Annotated in this window: 22 protein-coding genes and 1 riboswitch; of the genes, 14 read left to right on the top strand and 8 right to left on the bottom strand. The window is 70.9% G+C overall.

The window, feature by feature from the left end:
- Window positions 1-92: 92 nt before the first annotated feature.
- Complete coding sequence (mca, locus tag ACZ6TD_RS16320) at window positions 93-974, top strand: mycothiol conjugate amidase Mca (RefSeq protein WP_471357779.1); 882 nt, start codon at window positions 93-95, stop codon at window positions 972-974.
- Here mca and ACZ6TD_RS16315 read toward each other — a convergent pair.
- A complete protein-coding gene (locus ACZ6TD_RS16315; protein ID WP_471354660.1) occupies window positions 931-1788 on the bottom strand; it encodes an RNA polymerase sigma-70 factor in 858 nt (285 codons plus the stop codon). The two genes, mca and ACZ6TD_RS16315, sit on opposite strands and share 44 nt — an antisense overlap.
- Window positions 1785-2342, bottom strand: a complete 558-nt coding sequence (locus ACZ6TD_RS16310) for a carboxymuconolactone decarboxylase family protein (RefSeq protein ID WP_471354658.1) — start codon at window positions 2340-2342, stop codon at window positions 1785-1787. Before ACZ6TD_RS16310 ends, ACZ6TD_RS16315 begins: the two co-directional genes overlap by 4 nt.
- A 279-nt stretch (window positions 2343-2621) precedes the next feature.
- On the opposite strand from ACZ6TD_RS16310, the gene ACZ6TD_RS16305 reads away from it, so the two are divergent.
- Window positions 2622-4754, top strand: a complete 2133-nt coding sequence (locus tag ACZ6TD_RS16305; RefSeq protein ID WP_471354657.1) for an ATP-binding protein — start codon at window positions 2622-2624, stop codon at window positions 4752-4754.
- Here ACZ6TD_RS16305 and ACZ6TD_RS16300 read toward each other — a convergent pair.
- From ACZ6TD_RS16300 to gcvT, 5 genes are all read right to left on the bottom strand, one after another.
- A complete protein-coding gene (locus ACZ6TD_RS16300; RefSeq protein ID WP_471354655.1) occupies window positions 4672-5994 on the bottom strand; it encodes a hypothetical protein in 1323 nt (440 codons plus the stop codon). The two genes, ACZ6TD_RS16305 and ACZ6TD_RS16300, sit on opposite strands and share 83 nt — an antisense overlap.
- A gap of 496 nt (window positions 5995-6490) precedes the next feature.
- Window positions 6491-7873: an L-serine ammonia-lyase gene (locus tag ACZ6TD_RS16295; protein ID WP_471354653.1), complete on the bottom strand. Its 1383-nt coding sequence runs from the start codon at window positions 7871-7873 to the stop codon at window positions 6491-6493.
- A gap of 145 nt (window positions 7874-8018) precedes the next feature.
- Window positions 8019-9284, bottom strand: a complete 1266-nt coding sequence (glyA, locus tag ACZ6TD_RS16290) for a serine hydroxymethyltransferase (protein ID WP_471354650.1) — start codon at window positions 9282-9284, stop codon at window positions 8019-8021.
- A gap of 26 nt (window positions 9285-9310) precedes the next feature.
- Window positions 9311-9691 (bottom strand): glycine cleavage system protein GcvH, encoded by a 381-nt coding sequence (gcvH, locus tag ACZ6TD_RS16285; RefSeq protein ID WP_046090265.1) that lies wholly within the window; start codon window positions 9689-9691, stop codon window positions 9311-9313.
- Between the two features lie 179 nt (window positions 9692-9870).
- Complete coding sequence (gene gcvT / locus ACZ6TD_RS16280) at window positions 9871-10998, bottom strand: glycine cleavage system aminomethyltransferase GcvT (protein ID WP_471354648.1); 1128 nt, start codon at window positions 10996-10998, stop codon at window positions 9871-9873.
- A 170-nt stretch (window positions 10999-11168) separates the two neighbouring features.
- A riboswitch (glycine riboswitch) is annotated at window positions 11169-11279 on the bottom strand.
- Between the two features lie 169 nt (window positions 11280-11448).
- Between gcvT and ACZ6TD_RS16275 the strand changes: the two genes are divergently transcribed.
- The 11 genes from ACZ6TD_RS16275 (at window position 11449) to ACZ6TD_RS16225 (ending at window position 22843) form a co-directional block, all read left to right on the top strand.
- Entirely contained in the window at window positions 11449-12147 is a 699-nt protein-coding gene (locus ACZ6TD_RS16275) for an AAA family ATPase (protein ID WP_471354646.1), read from the top strand.
- Window positions 12148-12323: 176 nt separating this feature from the next.
- Window positions 12324-13130 (top strand): enhanced serine sensitivity protein SseB, encoded by an 807-nt coding sequence (locus ACZ6TD_RS16270; protein WP_471354644.1) that lies wholly within the window; start codon window positions 12324-12326, stop codon window positions 13128-13130.
- Window positions 13131-13241: 111 nt separating this feature from the next.
- A complete protein-coding gene (locus ACZ6TD_RS16265) occupies window positions 13242-14039 on the top strand; it encodes an enhanced serine sensitivity protein SseB C-terminal domain-containing protein (protein ID WP_471354643.1) in 798 nt (265 codons plus the stop codon).
- A gap of 481 nt (window positions 14040-14520) precedes the next feature.
- Window positions 14521-15525, top strand: a complete 1005-nt coding sequence (locus tag ACZ6TD_RS16260) for an ABC transporter permease (protein WP_471354641.1) — start codon at window positions 14521-14523, stop codon at window positions 15523-15525.
- Between the two features lie 131 nt (window positions 15526-15656).
- Window positions 15657-17417 (top strand): ABC transporter substrate-binding protein, encoded by a 1761-nt coding sequence (locus tag ACZ6TD_RS16255; RefSeq protein WP_471354639.1) that lies wholly within the window; start codon window positions 15657-15659, stop codon window positions 17415-17417.
- A 160-nt stretch (window positions 17418-17577) separates the two neighbouring features.
- A complete protein-coding gene (locus tag ACZ6TD_RS16250; RefSeq protein ID WP_471354637.1) occupies window positions 17578-18552 on the top strand; it encodes an ABC transporter permease in 975 nt (324 codons plus the stop codon).
- Window positions 18549-19691, top strand: a complete 1143-nt coding sequence (locus tag ACZ6TD_RS16245; protein ID WP_471354636.1) for an ABC transporter ATP-binding protein — start codon at window positions 18549-18551, stop codon at window positions 19689-19691. The genes ACZ6TD_RS16250 and ACZ6TD_RS16245 overlap by 4 nt, the downstream gene beginning before the upstream one ends.
- Window positions 19692-19711: 20 nt before the next feature.
- On the top strand, window positions 19712-20788 hold the full coding sequence (locus ACZ6TD_RS16240; protein WP_471354633.1) for an ABC transporter ATP-binding protein: 1077 nt from the start codon (window positions 19712-19714) through the stop codon (window positions 20786-20788).
- Between the two features lie 53 nt (window positions 20789-20841).
- Window positions 20842-21501: a trimeric intracellular cation channel family protein gene (locus ACZ6TD_RS16235; RefSeq protein WP_471354631.1), complete on the top strand. Its 660-nt coding sequence runs from the start codon at window positions 20842-20844 to the stop codon at window positions 21499-21501.
- A gap of 86 nt (window positions 21502-21587) precedes the next feature.
- Window positions 21588-21965, top strand: a complete 378-nt coding sequence (locus ACZ6TD_RS16230; protein ID WP_471354629.1) for an ArsR/SmtB family transcription factor — start codon at window positions 21588-21590, stop codon at window positions 21963-21965.
- The gene (locus ACZ6TD_RS16225; RefSeq protein WP_471354627.1) at window positions 21962-22843 is read left to right on the top strand and encodes an SRPBCC family protein; all 882 of its coding nucleotides are present in this window, start codon (window positions 21962-21964) and stop codon (window positions 22841-22843) included. The genes ACZ6TD_RS16230 and ACZ6TD_RS16225 overlap by 4 nt, the downstream gene beginning before the upstream one ends.
- 230 nt (window positions 22844-23073) lie before the next feature.
- On the opposite strand, the gene ACZ6TD_RS16220 is transcribed toward ACZ6TD_RS16225, so the two are convergent.
- Complete coding sequence (locus ACZ6TD_RS16220; protein WP_471354625.1) at window positions 23074-23928, bottom strand: alpha/beta fold hydrolase; 855 nt, start codon at window positions 23926-23928, stop codon at window positions 23074-23076.
- Window positions 23929-24075: 147 nt separating this feature from the next.
- On the opposite strand from ACZ6TD_RS16220, the gene ACZ6TD_RS16215 reads away from it, so the two are divergent.
- Window positions 24076-25245 (top strand): cysteine desulfurase family protein, encoded by a 1170-nt coding sequence (locus tag ACZ6TD_RS16215; protein ID WP_471354623.1) that lies wholly within the window; start codon window positions 24076-24078, stop codon window positions 25243-25245.
- Window positions 25246-25321 lie beyond the last annotated feature (76 nt).

The following is a 25321-nucleotide window of genomic DNA, read 5'->3' as shown; positions in this document are numbered from 1 at the left end:
TTTGTAGTTGACCTAAATTTGGGTCCAGTCTATATTTCTAGGTGTCAGTCACCACGACGCCATCCCGAGGAGTGCGCTTGAACCCGCGTCTGATGAGCGTTCACGCCCACCCCGACGACGAGTCCAGCAAGGGCGCGGCCACGCTGGCCAAGTACGCCGCCGAGGGGGTGGAGGTACTCGTGGTCACCTGCACCGGAGGGGAGCGTGGCGAGGTGCTCAACCCCGCCATGGACCGGCCCGGTGTGCGGGAGAACCTCGCCGCGATCCGGCGGGACGAGATGGCCGAGGCCCGCCGGATCCTGGGGGTGCGGCAGCGCTTCCTGGGGTTCGTCGACTCGGGGCTCCCGGGGCCGGGCGAGCCGCTGCCCGAGGGCTGCTTCGCGCTCGCGCCGCTGGAGGAGGCGGCCGGGCGCCTGGTGGGGCTGATGCGGAGCTTCCGCCCGCATGTGGTCGTCACGTACGACGAGACCGGCGGCTATCCGCACCCGGACCACATCAGGACCCATCAGGTGACGGCCGCCGCCTTCGACGCGGCGGGGGAGGCCGGCCGCCATCCCGAGGCGGGCGCGCCCTGGCGGCCGCTGAAGCTCTACTACCAGGGCGGCTTGTCGCGGCCGTGGTTCCAGGCCATCCATGACGCCATGACCGCGCGGGGCATGGACTCGGGCATGCGGGACGTACTGGCCGAACTGCCCGAGGCCGGGCTGGAGATCACCACGCGGGTGCCGTGCGCGGAGTACTTCGCGACCCGGGACCGGGCGCTGCTCGCCCATGCCACGCAGATCGACCCGAACGCCGGGTTCATGCTTCATGATCGTGACATTGAGCGCGAGGTCTGGCCCACTGAGGACTACCACCTGGCCCGGTCCCACGTCGATGTCGCGACTCCCGAGGACGATCTCTTCGCCGGTGTGCGGTGCCCTCAGCGGCCTACGGCGGCGGCAGGTGCCGCAGCTTCTCCGGGTTGCGGATGATGCGGATCTCCGTGATGCGCCCGTCCTCGACCTCCGCACAGGCGACCGTGTCCGGGCGGCCCGCGACCGTGAGCAGCAATCCCGGCCGGCCGTTGACGTCCACCGCGTGCACCCGGGGGTCGTCCATCGGCTGGGTGAGGACGGCGGCGAGGAAACGGGCGACCTTCTCCGCGCCCCGCTGCGCGCGGAGGGCGGCCTTCACCTTGCCGCCGCCGTCGCTCCACGCCGTCACATCGGGGGCCAGCAGCTCCATCATCCGGTTCAGGTCGCCGCCGAGACAGGCGGCCAGGAACTCCTCGGTGACCTGCCGCCGCACCTCCGCCGGGGCGTCGTAACGCGGCCGGCGGGCCTGGACGTGGGCCCTGGCCCGGCTGCCCACCTGCCGTACGGCCGCCTCGCCGCGGTCCAGCATTCCGGCGATCTCCCTGAAGGAGAAGCCGAAGACCTCCTTGAGCACGAAGACCGCCCGCTCCAGCGGCGAGAGACTCTCCAGGACGACGAGCATCGCGAGCGAGACCGACTCGGCCAGCTCCACCTCCTCCCCGACGTCCGGCCGGGTGACCAGCGGCTCGGGCAGCCAGGGTCCGACGTAACTCTCGCGGGTGGCGGCGGCCGAGGTGAGCCGGTTGAGCGCGAGGTTGGTGACCGTACGGGTCAGATAGCCCGCCGGGTTGTCCACCGGCGTGGACACCTGACTGCAGCGCAGCCAGGCGTCCTGCACCACGTCCTCGGCATCGGCGACGGAGCCGAGCATGCGGTAGGCGATGCCGAACAGCATCCGCCGGTGCTCTTCGAAGGTGGTCGTGTCGATCACGCCCGCGACGCTACCTTGCAGGCGTCCGAGAAGCCCTGGCTGGTCAGACCGAAGGCGCTGTTGACGCGCGAGCGGTAGTTCTCCAGGCCGACCATGGCGGTGAGTTCGACGAACGCCGCCTCACCGAGCCGCTCGATCAGGGCGGCCGCGAGGTCGTCGGTCACCCGGGGTTCGGTCTCGGTCATCGCCTCGGCGTAGTCAAGGACGAGCAGCTCCAGCTCGGTGAAGGCGTCCCGGTGGTCGCGCCACCGCGGCACCTTGGAGATCTTGTCCATCGGGAGTCCGAGGGCGTCGGCCTCCCAGTGGCCGAAGTCCATGCACCACGAGCAGTTGATCCTCGCCGTCGCGGCCATGACCGCGAGGTGCTTGAGAGTCGGATCGAGGCGGTTCCACTTGGCGGCACCGCGCTCGGCCCGGACGTAGGTGAGCAGCACCCGCGCGTTGTGGCCGGCGGCCAGACCGGGGTCGAGCACCTTGCCGTAGGTGCGCCGGGAGTACCGGGCGCCCAGGCGGTTGAGCAGGGTACGGGGCGGGGTGAGCGAGATACGGGCCATGGCGGGCTCTCCATCGTGTCGTACCTGGACTCGAGCTGCTGCCGAGCGCAGGCTTGCCGAAGCCTTCCGCGGGTGTGACAGGACAGCCCGCCGGAGTGTGACATCCAGCCACCACCTCGGATGAGCTGCCGGGCTCCGCGCCGGCCTTTCAACGGGCCCACTCCGCGACCGCGGCCTCGGTGGCACCGTGCCCGCGCGAGGCCGAATGGTTTTCCCGGGCAGGTAGTGCGGGGATACAGTCCGGCCAGGGACCGGACCGGGACCAGGGGAGGGGCCGGTGTGATCGAGATCGTCACGGTGAGCGCGCTCACCGCATTCCTCACGGCGGTGGGGAACGGCGCGGCCGGAGAAGTCGGCAAGCAGGTGCTTCTGTCGACGGGTGCGCTGGTGAGACGGACCCTGGGCCGGGAGACGCCGCTGCCCGCCACCCCGGAGGGGTGGGAGGCGCTGGCGCGCCAGATGCATCCGCGCCTGAGTGAGGATGGCCCACGGTCCGGTGAGTGGGCCATGCTGCTGCGGAGCCTGCCGGACGCGGCAGTGGCGCTGCGCCCCGCGGCGGGGCTGCCGCCCGCCACGCGGGACTTCACCGACCGCGAGTCCGTCCTCAAGCGGCTGAAGCGGGAGGCGACCCGCGCCGCCGACGGGCGGCCACGGGTCGCGCTGCTGCACGGTCCGCCCGGCATCGGCACCAGCGCGGTGGCCCTGCACTGGGGTGCCGCCCAGATCGCGCGGTATCCCGACGGGCAGTTCTACGTCGACCTCTCCGATGCCGCCGGAGACCACGGACCGGAACCGGCCGCCGTCCTGCTGCGCCTGCTGCGGCAGATGGGCGTCGAGCCCGAGCGGATTCCACCGACCGAGACGGGACGTGAACAGCTCTACCGGCGGCTGACGGCAGGCCGCAGGATGCTGGTGGTGATCGACCACGCGTCCTCGGTCGCCCAGGTCCGCGACCTCATTCCGGCCACGCCGGAGGTGTTCTTACTGGTGGTGGCGTCGGGCCCGCCGTTCGCGCTGGAGGCGGAGCGCATCGCCGTCCCCCCGCTGAGCGAGCGGGACGGCTTGAGGATGCTGAGGAAGGTGGCCGGGCCCGAGAGGGTCGCGCGAGCCAAGCCGCGGATGCCCGTCCTGCTGGATACCTGCGCCGGCAACGCCTTCGCCCTGAAGGCGGCGGCGATGCGCCTGCTGAGCGAGGAACCGCCCTACCCGGATCCGCCCGACGAGCCCGGGAGGCACCATCCGGTGCACGCCATGACGCAGGACGCGTGTCGCCGTCTCGGGCCCGAGACGGCGCGGCTGTGCCGGCTGACAGCGCTGGGCGGCTGGCCCGCGATCGACGCCCGGCTGGCCTCGGACGCCGCCGCCGTCGCCGAGGAGGAAGCCGCCCGGATGCTCGCCGAAGCGGCGGACGCGCAGTTGGTGGAGCCGGCGGGGGACGGACGTTACCGCTTCCGGCCCGAGGTGCGCCGCCATCTGGCGGACGCCGCCGGGCCGGAGCACGGGATCCCGGAGTGCTTCGCGGCGGTGTCACGGGTGCTCGACGGGCTGCTGAACCGGGCGCTGCACGCCGCCCACGCCGCCCTGCCCCAGAGCTGGCGGACCGAGCCCGCACCTGCGCAGGGCACTCCGTACGGTGACGAGGCCGAGGGCATGGCGGCCCTGCTGGCCGAGGCCGGGAACCTGGTGCGGGCGGTCTCCGTGGCGGATGAGTACCAGCACATCGACACGGCGCTGCGCGTGGCCCGCGCGCTGTGGCCGCTTCAGCTGAAGGCCGGACACTGGGACGAGGTGCTGCCCGCCCTGCGGATCGCGGCCCGGTGCGCCGACGAGCATCGGCCGCGTTCCCGCATGGCGGGCGCGCTGCACTTCCAACTGGGCCACTGTCTGGGCGAGACGGGACGGTCGGAAGAGGCCGAGCACGCGGTGCGCGCCGCCGTCGCCTGCGAGCGCGCCGCGGGTCACTTACGGGGCGAGGCGTCGTCCGTGGAGTTCCTGGGCCTGCTGTGCTTGAACCGATGGCGGTACGAAGCGGCGTACGAGCGGTTCGTCGAGGCGGAGGGCGTCTACCGGCGGATCACCCCCGGCCAGGAGGGCGCGCGGGACCTACCGCGTGCCCTCGCCTTGATCGGGCGTCACCAGGGACGTGCCCTGCGCGGTCTGGGGCAACTGGCGGAGTCCCGCCTCCGCCTTGAGGCCGCGCGGGACTTCTTCGCGGAGCGGGGAGAGGCGTACAACCAGGCCCGTACCCTCACGGACCTCGCCGAGACGCTGCACGACGCCGGTGAGAACTCCGAAGCCCTGACGAAGATCGGGGAGGCTGAGCGCCTGCTCAGGCCGGAAAGGGCGACTCCGCACCTGGGCTACCTCTCCCGTCTTCGGCTGCGCTGCGAGGCGGCCGAGCGGGAGGAGTAGCGGGGGTCACCGTCACCGGGTGCACGCGGCCGGCCGCGTGCACCCGGAGCGTCGTCCCGTCCGGCGCCACCGCACCGCCGCCCGCCAGCCACGCGTACAGCGCGGAGGCGTAGGCCGCCGGATCGGCATCCGCTCCCGGGCCTGCCGACAGCCGCAGCACACCGTGCTCCCGGGCGCGCACGGTGCAGCGGTGCGGACCGGTCACGTACCCGGCGAGCGAGCAGTGCGGATACCGGCGCAGCACCTCGGCGGCCCACTCCTCCGGGCCGCCCAGGCGGGGGTCGTCCGGCAGCCCGTCGCGGAAGATCACATCAGCCAGCGCCAGGCTGCCGGGGTCCCGGGTGTCCTCATGTACGGCGAGGTGCCTCTCGCCGACCGCGTTGTACGGGTGCCCCGTGGAGCGCTCGATCGTGACATCCGCTCCGCGGACGTGCGCACGGACATCCAGGGGAGCCGTACGCGGTGGGGGGTCGTACGGCGGCAGCGGCAGCGGCTCCAGCAGGGCGGGAGCCGCGGGCTCGGGCAGAGCCATCAGCGTGTAGAAGAGCCTCCGCAGCCGTGCCGCCGACGCGCCAGGGGCCGAGCTGACGAACTCCGCCGCACCGGCCACCGGGTGATGCCGCGCCAGCACCTCCTCGAGTTGACCCCGCAGCGGGCCGTACGGGTCGAGCCGAGGGGCTTCCCGGACGAACGTCGCGAGCGGCGCTTCCGGGTCCAGCCGGTCCTGAGTGGCGGCCGCGAGCAGCACGGGGGTGCCCAACGCCGCGGCGTAGTAGGACACCGCTCCGAAATCCCCCAGCACGACATCCGCCGCCAGCAGGGCCTGTCGCCACGCGTGCACGGGATCGATCAGGGTCAGTCCGCCGCGCCGGGCCCGGTCCAGCCAGACGCGTATCTGCCCTGGTCCGTGCCCGTACCAGATGTTCGGATGCAGTACGGCCGCCAGCCGGTAGTCGTCAGCCGGCAGCTCGGAGGCGAGCCGAGGGAGCAGGCTCGGCAGGAGGTCCTGGTCGCCGCCGTTTCCGAAGAAACCCTCGGGGTTCCAGGTGGAGTTCAGTACGACGAGCCGCTGACCTCGGCGTACGCCCAGGGCGCGGCGGAACCGCTCCCGGTGGTGACGCCCGGCCAGCATGCGGTCGAAGCAGGGGTCGCCGGCGAGTACGGAGTCCTTCTCGGCTTCCGGGCACACCCGCCGCAGCCGCTCCAACTGCTCCGGGTGGGAGAGGACGAGGCCGTCCACGAACGGCTCCCCGTCTGCCAGCAGCCACTCCGGCGACAGGCCGAATGTCGGCTCGTGTCTCGTGTCTCGTGTCTCGTGACTCGTGACTCGTGACTCGTGACTCGCCCAGTTTTTTAGTGTATCCGACGCCATGTGACAAGACGGCCAATTTGCCTTGTATCTTGTGGAGTTGCCCGCCGAAGCTCGCGGAGATCGCCAGCGCCACCGGTGTCGCCAATGCCTGCTCCCAGGGCAGCACGGGCAGACCCAACTCCGCGAACAACTCGCCGATTCCTGCCTGAAACGCGGATGACTCGGTCGAGGTGACCAGGAGTTGTATCCGGAAGTCGTCGTGGAACAGCGGCAGCACATCCAGCAGGCGGCCCGCGGAGGTGACATTGTGTGCCACGAGCAGTACGCGTCGGCTCGTCGCCCGGCTGACCCAGCGTTCCGAGTCGTCCCCGACCGGCACCCGTATCGCCGGGGCATCAGCCGATCCCACTCGCCGTTCCCTTCGTCAGCACTCGATGACGTTCACCGCGAGCCCGCCCCGCGCCGTCTCCTTGTACTTGACCTTCATATCGGCGCCCGTCTGCTTCATCGTCTTGATGACCTTGTCGAGCGAGACATGGTGGCGGCCGTCGCCGCGCAGGGCCATCCTCGCGGCGGTGACCGCCTTGACCGAGGCCATGCCGTTGCGCTCGATGCAGGGGATCTGGACCAGGCCGCCGACGGGGTCGCAGGTGAGGCCGAGGTTGTGTTCCATGCCGATCTCGGCGGCGTTCTCCACCTGTTCCGGGGAGCCGCCGAGGACCTCGGCGAGGCCGCCGGCGGCCATCGAGCAGGCGGAGCCGACCTCGCCCTGGCAACCGACCTCGGCGCCGGAGATCGACGCGTTCTCCTTGAAGAGCATGCCGATGGCGCCCGCGGCGAGGAGGAAGCGGATGACGCCCTCCTCGTCGGCGCCCGGGACGAACCGGGTGTAGTAGTGCAGGACGGCGGGGATGATGCCCGCCGCGCCGTTGGTGGGGGCGGTGACCACGCGGCCGCCCGCCGCGTTCTCCTCGTTGACCGCCATGGCGTAGAGGGTGATCCACTCCATCGCGCGGGCGCCCGGGTCGCCCTCGGAGCGCAGGGCGCGGGCGGCGGTCGCGGCGCGGCGGCGGACCTTGAGGCCGCCGGGCAGGATGCCCTCCTGGGACATGCCGCGGGCCACGCACGCCTCCATGACCTGCCAGATCTCCAGCAGCCCGGCCCGGATCTCCTGCTCCGTGCGCCACGCCTTCTCGTTCTCCAGCATCAGGGCCGAGATGGACAGGCCCGTCTCCTGGGAGAGCCGCAGCAGTTCGTCGCCGGTGCGGAAGGGGTGGGTGAGGACGGTGTCGTCGAGCTTGATGCGGTCCTCGCCGACCGCGTCCTCGTCCACCACGAAGCCGCCGCCGACCGAGTAGTACGTCTTCTCCAGCAGCGGATGGCCCTCGGCGTCGTACGCGAGCAGCGTCATGCCGTTGGCGTGGTACGGCAGGGAGCGGCGGCGGTGCAGGATCAGCTCGGCCGAGTCGTCGAAGTCGATCTCGTGGCCGGGGCCGATCTCGGCGCCGAGCAGCCGCAGCCGCTTGGTGGTGCGGATGCGCTCCACCTCGCCGTCGGCCGCCTCGACGTCCACGGTGCGCGGCGAGTGGCCCTCAAGACCCAGCAGTACGGCCTTCGGAGTGCCATGGCCATGACCGGTGGCGCCCAGGGAGCCGAAGAGCTCGGCGCGGACGGACGCGGTGTGGGCCAGCAGACCCTCGTTCTTCAGCCGGCGGACGAACATCCGCGCGGCTCGCATCGGGCCGACGGTGTGCGAACTGGACGGGCCGATGCCGATCGAGAAGAGGTCGAATACGGAAATGGCCACCGGGGGACTCCTTCGTCTGCACGCCGGGGGGAGCGTGTGCCCGCCGGGGAAGCGTGCGGGCCGTGCATGGGGTGGTGCGTGGGTGGTGCGGGGTGCGGGGTGGTGCGGCGGGGGCGCGCCAGGGCGGGCGCGCCCCCGGGTCCGGCTACTTGGACAGGTGCGCGTACAGCGGGTGCTTGTCGGCCAGGGCGGTGACCCGGGCCTTCAGCGCCTCCGCGTCGTACGACGGCTTCAGCGTCTCCGCGATCACGTCGGCGACCTCGCGGAAGTCCTCCGCGGTGAAGCCGCGCGTGGCCAGCGCCGGGGTGCCGATCCGCAGGCCCGAGGTGACCATCGGGGGCCGCGGGTCGTTCGGGATCGCGTTGCGGTTGACCGTGATGCCGACCTCGTGGAGCCGGTCCTCGGCCTGCCGCCCGTCCAGCTCGGAGTCGCGCAGATCGACCAGGACCAGATGGACGTCGGTGCCGCCGGAGAGGACGGCGACGCCCACCTCCCGCACATCGTCCTGGGTCAGGCGCTCGGCGAGGATCCTGGCGCCCTCCAGCGTGCGCTCCTGGCGCTCCTTGAACGCCGAGCTCGCCGCCACCTTGAAGGACACCGCCTTCGCCGCGACCACATGCTCCAGCGGACCGCCCTGCTGGCCCGGGAAGACCGCCGAGTTGATCTTCTTGGCCAGGTCGGCGGTGGAGAGGATCACGCCACCGCGCGGACCGCCCAGGGTCTTGTGGGTGGTGGTGGTCACCACATGGGCGTGCGGTACGGGCGAGGGGTGCAGCCCGGCCGCCACCAGACCCGCGAAGTGGGCCATGTCGACCATCAGGTACGCGCCGACCTCGTCCGCGATCCGGCGGAAGGCGGCGAAGTCGAGCTGGCGCGGGTACGCCGACCAGCCCGCGATCACCAGCTTGGGGCGGTGCTCCTTGGCCAGCCGCTCGACCTCGTCCATGTCGACCAGACCGGTCTCGGCGTCCACGTGGTAGGGCACCACGTTGTAGAGCTTGCCGGAGAAGTTGATCTTCATGCCGTGGGTCAGATGGCCGCCGTGCGCCAGGTTCAGCCCCAGGATGGTGTCGCCGGGGGAGAGCAGGGCGAACATCGCGGCCGCGTTGGCCTGGGCGCCGGAGTGCGGCTGGACGTTCGCCGCCTCGGCGCCGAAGAGCTCCTTCACCCGGTCGATGGCGATCTGCTCGACCACGTCGACGTGCTCACAGCCGCCGTAGTAACGGCGGCCGGGGTAGCCCTCGGCGTACTTGTTGGTCAGGACCGAGCCCTGGGCCTCCATGACCGCCGACGGAGCGAAGTTCTCCGAGGCGATCATCTCCAGGGTGGACTGCTGGCGGTGGAGTTCGGCGTCGACAGCAGCGGCGACGTCCGGGTCGAGCTCGTGCAGGGAGCTGTTGAGAAGCGACATCGAGGGTCCCGATCGAATAAGGAGGGTCAGTTTTCGGCGAAGGCGGTGTACTCGTCGGCGGAGAGCAGGTCCTCCGGCTCGCTCGTCACCCTCACCTTGAACAGCCAGCCGCCCTCGAAGGGGGCGGAATTCACCAGCGCCGGATCGTTCACCACGTCCTCGTTGATCTCGGTGACCTCGCCGGAGACCGGCGCGTACAGGTCGCTGACCGACTTGGTGGACTCCAGCTCACCGCAGGTGTCACCGGCGGAGACCGTGGAACCGACGTCCGGGAGCTGGACATAGACGACATCGCCGAGCGCGTTGGCCGCGAATTCGGTGATGCCGATCGTCGACACGCCGTCCTCGCCGGCGGCCGACAGCCACTCGTGCTCCTTGCTGTACCGCAGCTGCTGGGGGTTGCTCATGGTCCGATTCTCCTGGATACGGGGGAGTGCTTGGGAAACGGGTCTTAGCTGGTGGGACGCGGCGCCGAGGGAAGACGACGCCGAGGGGACGCGCTGGGCCGGGACGGGACGCGAACCACCGGGCCCGCCGCGGCCGCCGCTCAGCGAGGGGCCGGGGGCCCGCTCGCGCTCGGAGGAGCTCAGCGCTCGCGCTTGTAGAAGGGGAGCGCCACGACCTCGTACGGCTCCCGGGTACCGCGGATGTCCACGAAGACCCCCTCGGTGCCGGGCCCCGCGTACTCCGGGTCCACGTACGCCATCGCGATCGGCTTGCCCAGCGTCGGCGAGGGCGCGCCCGAGGTGACCCGGCCGATCGGTGAGCCGTCGGCGGCCACCACGGCGTATCCGGCGCGCGGCACCCGGCGGCCTGAAGCGATCAGGCCGACGAGGGTGCGCGGGGTGACGGTGTCCGCCTGGCGGGACGCGGCCTCCAGGGCCTCGCGGCCGACGAAGTCGCCCGGCTTGTCGAACTTCACCACCCGGCCGAGGCCCGCGTCGAAGGGGGTGGTGTCGGTGGTCAGCTCATGCCCGTACAGCGGCATGCCCGCCTCGAGACGCAGGGTGTCCCGGCAGGAGAGACCGCAGGGCACCAGGCCCATCGGGGCCCCGGCCTCGGTCAGCGCCTCCCACACCCGCTCGGCGTCGTCCGGGGCCAGGAACAGCTCGAAGCCGTCCTCGCCCGTGTAGCCGGTGCGGGCGATCATGGCGGGGGCGCCCGCGACGGTGCCCGGCAGCCCGGCGTAGTACTTCAGCCCGTCCAGGTCGGCGTCGGTCAGGCGCTTCAGGATCCCCGGGGACTCGGGCCCCTGGACGGCGAGCAGCGCGTAGGCGTCGCGGTCGTCCCTTACGGTCGCCTCGAAACCGCCGGCCCGCTCGGTCAGCGCGTCCAGCACCACCTGGGCGTTGGCGGCGTTGGCCACGACCAGGAACTCCTCGTCCCCGAGGCGGTAGACGATCAGGTCGTCCAGGATGCCGCCCTCGTGGTCGCAGATCATCGTGTAGCGGGCGCGGCCCACGGCGAGCGCGGACAGCCGGCCGACCAGGGCGTGGTCCAGGGCGTCCCCGGCCTGCGGACCGATGAGAGAGATCTCACCCATGTGGGAGAGGTCGAAGAGCCCGGCGCGGGTGCGCACCGCGGTGTGCTCGTCGCGCTCGCTCCCGTAGCGCAGCGGCATGTCCCAGCCGGCGAAGTCGGTCATGGTGGCGCCGAGCGCGCGGTGCCGCGCGTCCAGCGCGGTACGGCGTGGGGTGGGCGGGGCGTCGGTCACGATTCAGGCTCCAGGGGTCAGGGTCGCGCGACGGCGAGGACGGACGACAAGGACGCGTGCGTCCTCCCCATCTGTCATCGGAACCTGAGAGGTTCGCCGTGACGCCCGTAAGGGGCCCGACTTGCACCTTGGGTGGAGCCGCGCCCGCGCGGCCCGCTTTTCAGATCTGCCTCGTCCGCGCGGTATCGGGGCCTGAGAGATTCAAGGGAGGACTTGCTCCTTCGGCGCCCTGGACACCCGGCACGGATGCCGAGACCCAAGGACTCTCCCGCGCGGATTCAAGCGGCCGGTATGGAGTTGCGCGGACATCATCGCATGTATGGCCGAGAAGGGAAGCCCCGATCCGACCGGGCTCCGGCCGCCCGGTCAGGGGCAGCCTTGCCCGACATTACCTTTTCTTGACACTCTGCGGGTACGAGCAGCGTTGACCGACCTGGGAGGACGATCACGGTGCATGGGCAGGGAACGTACGCGACGACACAGAGGCTCCTGCCGGCGCGGCGTGGCCGCACCCCCACCGGGTCGACGGCTCGCCCCGGCCGGAGAAGCGCGGTGCGCGATCTGCGCGCCGGGGCGGAGGGCGGCGGCGCGGACCCGCGTGAGCTGCGCTTTCCGGCAGGGGATGTGCTGGTCGCCTCCGGGTTGCCGGGCAGTGGCAAGAGCACGCTGATCAACCGGACGGTGCCGCTCCTGGACGAGACGGGCGCGGTCGTCATCAGGGTGGACTCGCAGAACACCCGGGACGCGTGGGAGCGCAGGCTGCCCGGCTGGCTGCCGTACGCGCTCTACCGCCCGCTGGTCCGGTACGCCCACTACGCCGGGCTGCGCCGGGCGCTGCGCTCGGGCGTGAGCGTCGTGGTGCACGACTGCGGCGCGCTGCCGTGGGTCCGCCGCTGGCTGGCCCGGGACGTGCGGCGCCGGGGCCGCGGCCTCCACATGGTGCTGCTGGACGTGGGCGCCACGGAGGCGCTGGAGGGCCAGGCCGCCCGCGGCCGCGGGGTCTCCGCCTACGCCTTCGGCCGCCACCTGCGCGCGATGCGGCGGCTGATCGCCGGGATGGAGGAGGGGCGGCCGCCGCGGGGGTGCGCGTCGGCGGTGCTGCTGGACCGGCCGACCGCGAGCGCGCTGCGCTGCATCTCCTTCGAGTGATCACGCCTCTCCCTCGAGTGGCCGGAAATCGGCCATCGGCATCACACAGCGTGACGAGGGTGGGCCCGGGCGAGGTGGGGAAGTGCTGTGGAGATCGCCGCCGCCCCCTCCGGCCCCGGGCCGCCCAGCGGTTAGGGTGCTTCGGGCAGGTCGGACGAGATGGCGGTTGGACGAGGATGAGCTTCCCGGAGCAGTACGGAGTGGCCCCGGCGCACGGAGGATTCCCGGACGGCGGGTATGCCGCGCATCCGGCGTTTCCCGGCAATGAGCTCGAAGAGGTGATGGCCGCCTCGGTCGACGTCCCCGGGGCCGGAGCGCGCATCGTCGAGACGCTCTCGCGCAGCCACCTCTGGATTCCCCTGCCCAACGGCGGGGGTCCGGGCAGCCCGAGCCTCGATCTGCCCACGATGGAGATCGACGGCGGCGCGTATGTCCCGGTGTTCAGCTCCGAGCAGCAGTTCCTCCAGCTCGTCGGCTCCCATATGTCCTTCACCGTCGCCCCGGCCGTGGAGTTCGCCCGCGGGCTGCCGCCCCAGCTCGGCATCGCGGTGAACCCCGGTGGCGCGGTGGTCGTACCGCTGCCTCCGCCCGCCGTCCGGGAGTTGTGCCGCGCCGGGCGTACCGAGCTCGACGGCCCGGCCACCGGTGGCCGGGTGCGGCTCTTCGAACCGGACTGGCAGGACGAGCCGGTGGACTTCCTGGCCGCCGCCGGGATCGAGTTCGCCAAGGGCACCGGGGTGCGGACCGCCCGGCGCGCCCTGGCCAGCGTCGAGGGCGACGAGCCGGCGCTCTTCGTCGGGGTGCAGCTCGACGAGCCCGGCCCCGAGGGGCAGGCGCGCGCGGTGGAGGCGCTGGGCCGCGCCCTCGGCTCGGTGCCGGTGCGGTGGAAGGTCCAGTTGGTGCTGCTGGACGTGGCGCAGGGCGATCCGGTGGCCGACTGGATGCTGGGCCGGGTGCGGCCGTTCTACGACCGTGACCTCTGACTCACCCCTGGGTCCGCTACCGGGGCCCGTAAGCTGGTTTGATGACCAAGAGGGGTGCGAGCACGCTCCCCGGTGAGGCGCGGGCAAGGCGATGAGAAGGGGCGGACCCAGGTGAGCGCGGGCGCGGATTGGGGGGCGGCGGCCGGCCAGGTTGAGCGAGCGTTGCAGCAGGTCGCTCCCGGCCGGTACGACGCCTACGAGGCGCTGCTGCACGCCATCGGCGAGGGCCAGGTCTGGATGCTGCTGTGGCACGGGGCCCCCGGCTCACCCGACGCCCAGTACGGGAACATGGACGTGGACGGCCTCGGTTACGCCCCGTGTGTGACCTCCGCGCAGGAACTGGCCGCCAGTGGCTGGAACCGCGCGCATGAGGTGGTCGACGGACGCCTCATCGCCGACTCCCTCTACCGCGACCGCTACGGCCTCTGGCTCAACCCTCACGCCCACGGCGGCGGAGTGGGCATCCCCTGGCCGGATCTGCGCCGGATCGCGGGCGGCCTGGACCGGCTGCCCGCCGGGCCGCTGCGGCTGAGCGATCCCGCCATCGACATCCCCCAGTTCTACGCCCTGTTGGGACAGAACGCGCATCGCACCGCCGCGGTGCGCTCGCTGCGGCGCGCCTGGGTGCAGCCCGCGCTGGGCGCCCCGTACCTGGCGATCGGTCTGGATCTGTACGACACCGGCGCGGCGGCGGTGCAGTCGGTGCGGGTGATGATGGAGCAGTCGATCACCGCCGTGCCGGACGGGCTGCCGGTCTCCACGGTCGCGCTCTCGGACGAGTACGACCCCGTCGCCATGTGGATGCGGGCCAACGCCCGCCCCTTCTTCGACCGTGACGCCTTCGGCGCCGCGCCCGCCGCGCCGCCGTCGTACGGCTACGGCTACCCGCCGCCGCGTCCCGCGTACTGAGCCACCGCGTCCCACCGCGTCCCACCGCGTACTGATTCCGCGGGTCCGGGTGATTCCGCGGGTCCGGGTGATTCCGCGCGCCCGGTGATTCCGCGCGCCCGGTGAACTCCACACGCCCGGTGATTCCGCGCGCTCGGCACCCCGCGCACCGATTGACGGGATTGCCCGACCGGCCTTACGCCCCTATCGGGCCGAACACCCCATTACGGGCACGAGGTTACTGCTGCGTTCTCGTGTCGCGACCGTCCGTATAGCGGAGCGGTACTCCTCACATCACGGTTAGGCATCCATTGCCCGGGAGTACTGGCGGGTGATCACAAACGCGTTGAAGACTCCCGCTCCAAGGGGTGCGGTTCCTGCGTACGACCCCTTCCAGAAAGGTTCCGTACCAGAACGCGACTTTCACCCAGGTTGTGAACGAAGCCGCTACAGCGGCGAGTCGTGGGCCGGTCACCACCGGTCGAGAGGGGTCTCCACCACGATGACGGCACCATTGCACGGCACGAGCACGGACAGCGATCCGGTGGCGACTGCCGATGTAGCGGCGGATGTGGTCAAAACGTCCGTCGAAGGCAGATCGCTGCGGCAGATCGCCTGGTCACGCCTGAAGCGGGACAAGCTCGCACTGACGGGTGGCATCGTTGTCGTCTTCCTCGTGCTGGTGGCGATCTTCGCTCCGCTCATCGTGAGTCTGCTCGGGCATCCACCCAATGAGTTCCACCAGGAGGAGATCGACCCGCTGTTCGGCACCCCGAAGGGGTCCATGGGCGGCATCAGCTCGGACTTCCTGTTCGGCGTGGAGCCGTCCAACGGCCGCGACGTCTTCAGCCGGGTCATCTACGGCGCCCGGATCTCGCTGCTGGTGGCCTTCCTCGCGGCGGTGGTCGCGGTGGTCCTCGGCACCATCTTCGGCATCATCGCCGGGTACTTCGGCGGCTGGGTGGACTCGCTGATCAGCCGGGTGATGGACATGCTGCTGGCCTTCCCGCAGCTGCTCTTCATCATCTCCCTGGTCTCGGTGCTCCCCAACGACCTGCTGGGACTGACCGGCAGCGGGGTGCGGATCGCGATCCTGGTCTCGGTCATCGGCTTCTTCGGCTGGCCGTACGTCGGCCGCATCGTGCGCGGCCAGACGCTGTCGCTGCGCGAGAAGGAGTACATCGAGGCCGCGCGGAGCCTGGGCGCCGGCCGGCGCTACATCCTCTTCCGCGAGCTGCTGCCCAACCTGGTGGCGCCGATCACCGTCTACACGACGCTGATGATCCCCACCAACATCCTCACCGAGGCCGCGCTCAGCTTCCTCGGCGCGGGCGTGAAGCCGCCCACCGCCTCTTGGGGGCAGATGCTCTCCAAGGCGGTCGGCACCTATGAGGACGACCCGATGTTCATGATCATCCCGGGTGTGGCGATCTTCGTCACGGTGCTGGCCTTCAACCTCTTCGGTGACGGCGTCCGCGACGCACTGGATCCGAAGGGCACCCGATGACGGTGCGGCACACGGCCGCCCGGTCGTACTCGAACGCAATCAGCAGCCCCTGCCACATCCGGCAGACGGCTCCCCAAGGTATTCCGCGGCGCCATGCTCAGGACCGCTCTAACCCGGAGGTTGCAGCAACTATGAAACGTTCGTCGAGAAGCAGGCGGATCGCCGGAGCGGCGGCTGTCGTCGGCGCTCTCCTGGCCACCGCCGCTTGCGGTGGGGGCGGTTCCGACGACGAGGGCTCGGGTGCCGGGTTCAACGCCGCGGTGAAGGGTGTCGCAGCCAAGTCCGCCAAGAAGGGCGGCACCCTCAAGTTCATCAACAAGCAGGAGTTCGACTCCCTCGACCCGCAGCGTCAGTACTACGGGTTCGCCTGGGACTTCTCCCGCTTCTACGCGCGCCAACTGATCTCCTACACGCCGAAGCCGGGCAACGCCGCGAACGAGCTGACCCCGGACCTCGCCACCTCCACCGGCAAGATCACTAACGGCGGCAAGACCTACACCTACACCCTGCGCGACGGGATCACCTGGGAGGACGGCTCCCCGATCACGTCCAAGGACGTCAAGTACGGCATCGAGCGCATCTGGGCCAAGGACGTCGTCTCCGGCGGCCCCGGCTATCTGCGCCAGGTCCTGGACCCCAAGGGCGAGTACAAGGGCCCGTACAAGGACAAGTCCAAGGACAAGCTGGGCCTGAAGGCGATCCAGACGCCGGACGACAAGACCATCGTCTTCAACCTCGCCAAGCCCAACGGTGACTTCGAGCAGATGCTCGCGATGCCGACCGGCTCCCCGGTGAAGGCGGACAAGGACACCGGCGCCAAGTACACCAACCGGCCGTTCTCCTCCGGTCCGTACAAGGTCCAGTCGTACACCCCGGGCAAGAGCCTGTCGCTGGTCCGCAACACCAACTGGAAGAAGGCGTCCGACCCGATCCGCCCGGCCCTGCCGGACAAGGTCACGGTCACCTTCAACTCCAACCTCGAGGCGATCGACCGGCTGCTGATCAAGGGCGACTACGACGTCTTCCTCAGCGCCACCGGTATGACCCCCTCGGGCCGTAACGACGCCCTCAAGCACAACAAGGGCAACGTCGACAACATCACCACCAGCTTCGTCCGGTACGTCGACTTCACCACCAAGGTCAAGCCGTTCGACAACATCCACTGCCGCAAGGCGGTCATCTACGGCACCGACTACAAGTCGCTCCAGACCACCCGCGGTGGCCCGCAGGCCGGTGGTGACATCGCCACCAACATGCTCCCCAAGAGCGTGAAGGGCTCGGACGACTACGACCCGTACGGCATCCTGAAGCGCGGTGGCAAGGCGGACGTGGCCAAGGCCAAGGACGAGCTGAAGCAGTGCGGCAAGCCGGGCGGCTTCTCCACCAGCATCGTGGCCCGCAACGACCAGCCCGCCGAGGTCGACGCCGCCGAGGCGCTCCAGGCGTCGCTGAAGAAGGTCGGCATCAGCCTCAACGTGGAGCCGATCCAGGGCAGCACCTCCGCCAGCATCACCGGTTCGCCGGCGGTGATGAAGAAGCGCGGCTACGGCCTGTCCATGACCGGCTGGGGCCCGGACTTCCCCACCGGCCAGGGTTTCTCCCAGCCGCTGATCGACGGCCGCTTCATCGAGCAGACCGGTAACTACAACGTCTCCGAGACCAACAACGCGGAGATCAACAAGTACTTCGACGACGCGCTCAAGGAGACCGACCCCAACAAGGCCGGGGCGATCTACCAGAAGATGAACCACAAGGTCAGCGACCTGGCCGTGCAGATGCCGTTCATCTACGAGAAGAACATCACCTGGCGCAGCTCGCGGCTGACGAACGCCTTCTCGTCGGCGGCCTACAACGGCCGCTACGACTACTCCCAGCTGGGCGTCGTCAAGTGACGGCCGGTCACCCGATCCGCCGCACACGTTAACCATCGCCGCACCCGATAGGCCCGAAGGGCAGGTGATGGCCGCGGGCGGTGGCCCGTGATCCCCCTCGACCGGGGTATCACGGGCCACCCCCGGGCCGCGCACAGTGCTTGCTTATCTCATCCGGCGCTTGTTCGCCGTCGTCGTGATGCTGTTGGTCGTCACCCTTACGACCTTCGCCATCTTCTTCGTGATCCCGAAGTGGGCCGGTTCCGACCCCGCGCTGCTGTTCGTCGGCAAGCAGGCCGACCCCGCGGCCATCGAGGGCATCCGGCAGAAGCTCAGCCTCGGTGATCCGGTCCTGGTGCAGTTCTGGCACTTCGTCCAGGGCCTCTTCGTCGGCCGGGACTACGCCAACGGCACGGACGTCACCCACTGCCCGGCGCCCTGCTTCGGCTACTCCTTCCGCACCGAGCAGGCGGTGTGGCCGCAGCTCACCGACGCCATGCCGGTCACCCTCTCGCTCGCCGCGGGCGCCTGTCTGCTGTGGCTGGTCGGCGGTATCACCACCGGTGTCGTCTCCGCGCTGCGCCGGGGCACCCTGTGGGACCGCTCGGCGATGACGGTCGCGCTCGCCGGTGTCTCGCTGCCGATCTACTTCACCGGTCTGCTCTCGCTGGCGATCTTCAGCTACTCGCTGAAGTGGGTCAACGTGGACTACAAGGGGCTCGGTGACGATCCGGCGATGTGGTTCGAGAGCCTGATCCTCCCGTGGATCACGCTCGCCTTCCTCTACGCGGCGATGTACGCCCGGCTCACCCGGGCCACCATGCTGGAGATCATGGGCGAGGACTACATCCGCACCGCCCGCGCCAAGGGGCTGCGGGAGCGGGTGGTCATCGGCCGGCACGCGATGCGCTCGACCTGGACCCCGGTCCTCACCCTGCTCGGCCTCGACCTGGGCGCGCTGCTGGGCGGCGCGGTCCTCACCGAGACCACCTACAACCTGCCCGGCCTCGGGCGGCTCGCGGTGAACGCGATCACCGAGAAGGACCTGCCGGTCATCCTCGGCGTCACCCTGATCGCGGCGGTCTTCATCGTGGTCGCCAACCTCGTCGTGGACCTCCTGTACGCCGTCATCGACCCGCGAGTGAGGCTCGGATGACCGACCTGACCAAGCCCTCAGGACAGCCCGGGAACGGCGATCTGCCGGCCACCGGCACCGCCGCCGTGGGCGAGGTGGCCGCGGCGGGCTCGCCCGCCCCCACCGCCTTCCTCGAGGTGCGCGATCTGCGCGTCCACTTCCCGACCGACGACGGTCTGGTGAAGTCGGTGGACGGGCTCAGCTTCCGGCTGGAGAAGGGCAAGACGCTCGGCATCGTCGGCGAGTCCGGCTCCGGCAAGTCCGTCACCTCGCTCGGCATCATGGGGCTGCACACCGCGGGCCAGTACGGCCGCCGCAAGGCGCGGATCTCGGGTGAGATCTGGCTCAACGGCCAGGAGCTGCTGGGCGCCGACCCCGACGAGGTGCGCAAGCTGCGCGGGCGCGAGATGTCGATGATCTTCCAGGATCCGCTCTCCGCGCTGCACCCGTACTACACCATCGGCCGCCAGATCATCGAGGCGTACCGGGTGCACCACGAGGTCACCAAGGAGGTGGCCCGCAAGCGCGCGATCGAGCTGCTGGACCGCGTCGGCATCCCGCAGCCCGACAAGCGGGTGGACAGCTATCCGCACGAGTTCTCCGGCGGGATGCGCCAGCGCGCCATGATCGCGATGGCGCTGGTCAACAACCCCGAACTGCTGATCGCCGACGAGCCGACCACCGCCCTGGACGTCACCGTCCAGGCGCAGATCCTCGACCTCATCCGGGACCTGCAGAAGGAGTTCGGCTCCGCGGTCATCATCATCACCCATGACCTGGGCGTGGTCGCCGAGCTCGCCGACGATCTGCTGGTGATGTACGGCGGCCGCTGTGTCGAGCGCGGCCCGGCCGAGAAGGTCTTCTACGAGCCCCAGCACCCGTACACCTGGGGACTGCTGGGCTCGATGCCCCGTATCGACCGCGACCAGACCGAGCGGCTCATCCCGGTCAAGGGCTCTCCGCCCAGCCTCATCAACATCCCGTCCGGCTGCGCCTTCCACCCCCGCTGCCCGTACGCCGATGTGCCGAAGGACAACATCACCCGCACCGAGCGGCCGGAGCTCACCGAGGCCGGGGGCGGCGGGCACTTCTCCGCGTGCCATATGACGCAGGAGGAGCGCACCCGGATCTGGACCGAAGAGATTGCGCCGAAGCTGTGACCGACACGAAGGATCCGAAGATGACGGTCCCGGAGAAGGCGACGACGTCGCCCGAGCCCCTGCTCAAGGTGTCGGGTCTGGTCAAACACTTCCCCATCAAGAAGGGGCTGCTCCAGCGGCAGTCCGGTGCGGTCCAGGCGGTCGACGGGCTCGACTTCGACGTCCGGCCGGGGGAGACCCTGGGCGTGGTGGGCGAGTCGGGCTGCGGCAAGTCCACCATGGGGCGGCTGATCACCCGGCTGCTCGAACCCACCTCGGGCACGATCGAGTTCGAGGGCAAGGACATCACGCATCTCAACACGGCCCAGATGCGGCCGATGCGGCGTGACGTCCAGATGATCTTCCAGGACCCGTACTCCTCGCTGAACCCCCGGCACACCGTCGGCGCGATCGTCAGCGCGCCCTTCCGGCTCCAGGGCGTCACCCCCGAGGGCGGGGTCAAGGCGGAGGTCCAGCGGCTGCTGGCGCTGGTCGGGCTCAACCCCGAGCACTACAACCGCTATCCGCACGAGTTCTCCGGCGGCCAGCGGCAGCGCATCGGCATCGCCCGGGCGCTGGCCCTCAAGCCCAAGCTGGTCGTGGCCGACGAGCCGGTCTCGGCGCTGGACGTGTCGATCCAGGCACAGGTGGTCAACCTGCTGGACGACCTCCAGGACGAGCTGGGCCTGACGTATGTGATCATCGCGCACGACCTGTCGGTCATCCGCCATGTCTCGGACCGGATCGCGGTGATGTACCTGGGGAAGATCGTCGAGCTGGCGGACCGCAAGGACCTCTACGAGCGCCCCATGCACCCGTACACCAAGGCGCTGCTGTCCGCGGTGCCGGTGCCGGACCCCAGGCGGCGCGCCAAGCGCGAGCGGATCCTGCTCAAGGGCGATGTGCCCTCGCCGATCGCCCCGCCGTCCGGCTGCCGCTTCCACACCCGGTGCTGGAAGGCGACCGAGGTGTGCAAGAGCCAAGAGCCGCCGCTGGTGTCGCTGGCCACCGGCCACCAGGTGGCCTGCCACCACCCGGAGAACGCATCTGACCAGGCGCCGGAGGAGAAGCCCGGTGCCGAGTCGGCACAGAAGGTGACGAAGAAGACCGAGAGCTGAGACGGAACGGGGGTCCGGACGGGGCCGTGGGCATGCGCGGATAACAATGGCGGGTGCCCACCGAACTGTTCACCCCGTCCGTTCAGCACGCCCTGGAAGTCGCCGGGATCTTCGTCTTCGCGATATCCGGCGCGCTGCTCGCCGTGCGGAAGAACTTCGATGTCTTCGGCATGGCGGTGCTCGCCGAGGTCACCGCGCTGGGTGGCGGTGTCTTCCGCGATCTGGTGATCGGCGCGGTGCCGCCCATCGCCTTCACCGACCTCGGCTACTTCTTCACCCCGCTCGTCGCCACCGCCCTCGTCTTCTTCCTCCACCCCGAGGTCGAGCGGATCACGGCGGCGGTGGGGGTCTTCGACGCGGCCGGGCTGGGGCTGTTCTGCGTCGAGGGCACGATGAAGGCGCACGACTTCGGGCTCGGCCTCACCTCGTCCGTCACCCTCGGCATGGCCACGGCGGTCGGCGGTGGTGTGCTCCGCGACCTCCTCGCCCATGAGGTGCCCTCGCTGCTGCGCTGGGACCGGGACCTGTACGCCGTCCCGGCCATCGTCGGCTCCTCGATAGCGGCGCTGCTGCTCCATTTCGACGCCCTTACGGCGGCCACGAGTGCGCTCGCGGCCGCCGTGGCGTTTGTGGTGCGGCTGCTGGCGATGCGGTTCGGCTGGCGGGCGCCGAGGGCGTGGAACCGGCGGAGTACGGCGACGGAGGAGCCCTGAGGCGGACGGGGGCGGAGCCCCGGTGGCGGGCGAGCACCGGGCTACATTCCCTTGCGGTTATATAGCCGAGGCGTTATGTTGACGTCATGGCCATACCGTTCGATGTGCTCGCGGAGCCGAGTCGACGGCAGATCCTGGACCTCCTGCTGGAGCGGCCCCGCCTGGTCGGTGAGCTGACCGAGCACCTGGGGCTCACCCAGCCGGGCACCTCCAAGCACCTGCGGGTGCTGCGCGAGGCCGGTCTGGTGCGGGTCCGCCGGGACGCCCAGCGCCGCTGGTACGAGCTCTGCCCGGAGCCGCTCGCCGAGGTGGACGCCTGGCTGGCGCCGTACCGTCGGCTGTGGACCGACCGTCTCGACGCGCTCGAACGACACCTGGACACGATGCCGGAGCTCCCCGACGAGACCGGCGGACCCGAGGCACCCGACGTACCCCCCGACGCACCCGACGGAGAAGCGCCATGAAAGACACCCTCGCCCAGTCCGGCGGCGGCCGCTCGGCCCTGCGCCTCGAGCGCCGGCTCGCCCATCCCCCGGAGAAGGTCTGGCGGGCGCTGACCGAGCCCGCCCAGCTCGCCCACTGGTTCCCCTCCGAGGTCCAGGTCGAGCTGAAGGCCGGGGGCAGGATGGGCTTCGTCTTCCCCGGGCGCGAGGGCCCGGACATGGACGGCGTCGTCACCGAGCTCGACCCGCCCCGTGTCTTCGCCTTCACCTGGGGTGAGGACGAGCTCCGCTGGGAGCTGCGCCCGGAGGGCGAGGGCTGTGTGCTGACCCTCACCCACACCTTCGGCGACCGCTTCGGCGCGGCCAGCTTCGCCTCCGGTTGGCACGCCTGCATCACGGGCCTCGCGGCCCTGCTCGGCGGCGAGGAGATCGCCCACGGCGACATGGCCGAGCTGCACGAGCAGTACGTCGAGGCGTTCGGGCTCGCCGAGGGCACGGTGGAGACCACCGAGGACGGCGGCTGGCGGCTGCGCTTCGAGCGCCAGCTGGTCCGCCCCGCCGAGACGGCATGGCGGGCGCTGACCGGCCCGGCCACCGACATCACCGCCGAGCCGGCGGCGGGGGCGCCGGTCCCCTCGGGCTTCCGTACGGACGCGGTCCCGGCGGGTCCGATCACCGAGGCCCGGCCGCCCCGGGTGCTCACCTACGACTGGGAGCGCGGCGGCCGCCCCGCCGGAACGGTCCGCTGGGAACTCACCGAAGGCACCGGCCACGGCGCCCGCCTCGTGCTCACCCAAACGGGCCCGTCAGGGGCCGATACGGAACGCTCCGAGGCCCAAAAAGCCTGGCGTCACCACATCGCCCTCTTCGCGGCCGAACTTCTCCGGATGAGCGCCTGAACCACCAGCCCGTCCGGCGCTAACGCCCAGCCCGTCCAGGGGCACCTCCCAGCGGTAGCTGGGGGAGCTTGAGGACCGGGGTCCGGGGCGGAGCCCCGGCGGGGGCGGAGCCCCGGTGGGGTCTGGGGCGGAGCCCCCCCCACGCGGCGCAGCCGCATATCGTCAGATGTCGGGAAGGGGCGGGGTGGGGAACAGCAACCGCCCACCGCCCCGCACCCGCCAACGACACCTCAGCCGAGGAACCCACTGAGCGCAGCCGTGAGCTCCGCAGGCGCGTCCTCCTGCACCAAATGCCCCGCCCCCTCGATCAGCCGAAGCCGCGCCCCCGGAATCCGAGCGGCCAGCTCATCCGCGTGCGCCACCGGAATCCACGCATCCTCCGTGCCCCAGCACACCAGCACCGGAGGCTCAACCTCCCCGTACCGCCCCTCGATCTCATCGATGAACCGCTGATCGTTCTGCGCGATCTGCCGGTAGAACGCGGGCTGCCCCGACTCACCACACCACGGCTCGACGAGCCGCTCCCACACCGCCGGGTGCAGCCCCGGCCCGCCAGTCGACCCGATGTACTCCCGCACCAGCGCCCGGTGCAGCGCCGGTGGAAGCTGCTCGAAGACCTCGGCGTGACCGCCGAACAGCTGATAGGCGGCGGAGCCGAAGGGCGGAAGGGCCACCGGGTCGACCAGCGCCAGCCGGCGAAACCTCGCACCGTGCAGCAGGTGTGCGCGCAAGGCGACGCAACCGCCGAAGTCATGGGCGACGACGGCCGGTTCCGCGCCCTCCCCGGTCAGTCCCCACTCCTCGAGCAGCTCACCGAAGACCCGGCCCTGGGCGGCCAGCGAGACGTCCTGGTCCGCCCGCTTCTCGGAGGCGCCGTAGCCGGGCATGTCCCAGACGAACACCCGGTACCGGTCGGCCAGCGCACGGGCGACGCCCCGCCACACGTACGACGAGAACGGCGTGCCGTGCAGCAGCACGACCGGCGGCGCGTCCGGCGCGCCGAGCGCGGTCCAGCGGACCTCGCCGGAGGAGCTGGGGTAGGTGCGGTCCAGGTTCCACTCGGTCTTCCACTCAGTGCCTGTCATGAGTAAAACCGTAGACACTCCTTACCGCACCTGTCGAGGGGGCACCGCAGGACGATCCGAAGGGGCGGCGCGAGAAGCCACTGAGCACACCACGCCCCCGCGCGCCCGGTACGCACCCCCACAACGCCTCGTAGAATCGAGGCCACCATGGTTTACCTCGACCACGCCGCCACCACTCCGATGCTCCCGGAGGCGGTGCAGGCGATGACCGCCCAGCTCGCCGTCACGGGCAACGCCTCCTCGCTGCACGCCGCCGGCCGGCGTGCCCGCCGTACCGTCGAGGAGTCGCGCGAATCCCTGGCCGCCTCGCTGGGCGCCCGCCCGAGCGAGGTCGTCTTCACCGCAGGAGGTACCGAGGCCGACAATCTCGCGGTCAAGGGGCTCTACTGGTCCCGCAGGGGCGCCGACCCGGCCCGCGTCCGGGTGCTCGCCAGCCCCGTGGAGCACCACGCCGTGCTCGACGCGGTCGACTGGCTCGCCGAGCACGAGGGCGCCCGGGTCGAATGGCTGCCGGTCGACTCCCTCGGCCGGGTACACCCCGAGGCGCTGCGCGAGGCGATCGCCCGCGATCCCTCGGACGTCGCCCTCGCCACCGTCATGTGGGCCAACAACGAGATCGGCACCATCCAGCCGGTCCGCGAACTCGCCGCCACCGCCGCCGAATTCGACGTTCCGCTGCATGCCGACGCGGTCCAGGCGTTCGGCCAGACCGAGGTCGACTTCGCCGCCTCGGGACTGGCCGCGATGACCGTCAGCGGCCACAAGATAGGCGGTCCCTACGGCATCGGCGCGCTGCTGCTCGGCCGTGAGCACACGCCCGTGCCCGTGCTGCACGGCGGCGGCCAGGAGCGTCAGGTGCGCTCCGGGACGCTCGACACCCCGGCCATCGCCGCCTTCGCCGTGGCCGGTGCGCATGCCGCCGAGCACCGGGAGGAGTTCGCCCGTGAGATCGGCGCCCTGCGCGACGCGCTGATCACCGCCGTCCGTACCGCCGTGCCCGACGCGGTCCTCGGCGGCGACCCCGACCCGGCGGGCCGGCTCCCCGCCAATGCCCACTTCTCCTTCCCCGGCTGCGAGGGCGATTCGCTGCTTCTGCTGCTGGACGCACAGGGCATCGAATGCTCGACGGGCTCGGCCTGCACGGCCGGTGTCGCCCAGCCCAGCCATGTGGTCCTGGCCACCGGCAGCGACCCCGACCTGGCCCGGGGCACCCTGCGCTTCTCGTTCGGCCACACCTCGACCAAGGCCGATGTGGAGGCCGTCGCGGAAGCGATCGGCCCGGCGGTGGAACGGGCGCGCGGGGCGGGGCTGAGCTGACGGCCTCGCCGACGGCCCCCCCGGAGCGCCTCATCATAACCACGGAATTCGAATTGTTCCGGCGGCCATTTCACAT

The organism is Streptomyces yongxingensis, from assembly GCF_055597465.1.
The sequence above is the reverse complement of the archived record's forward strand: the minus strand, read 5'-3'. Positions and strand labels throughout refer to the sequence as shown.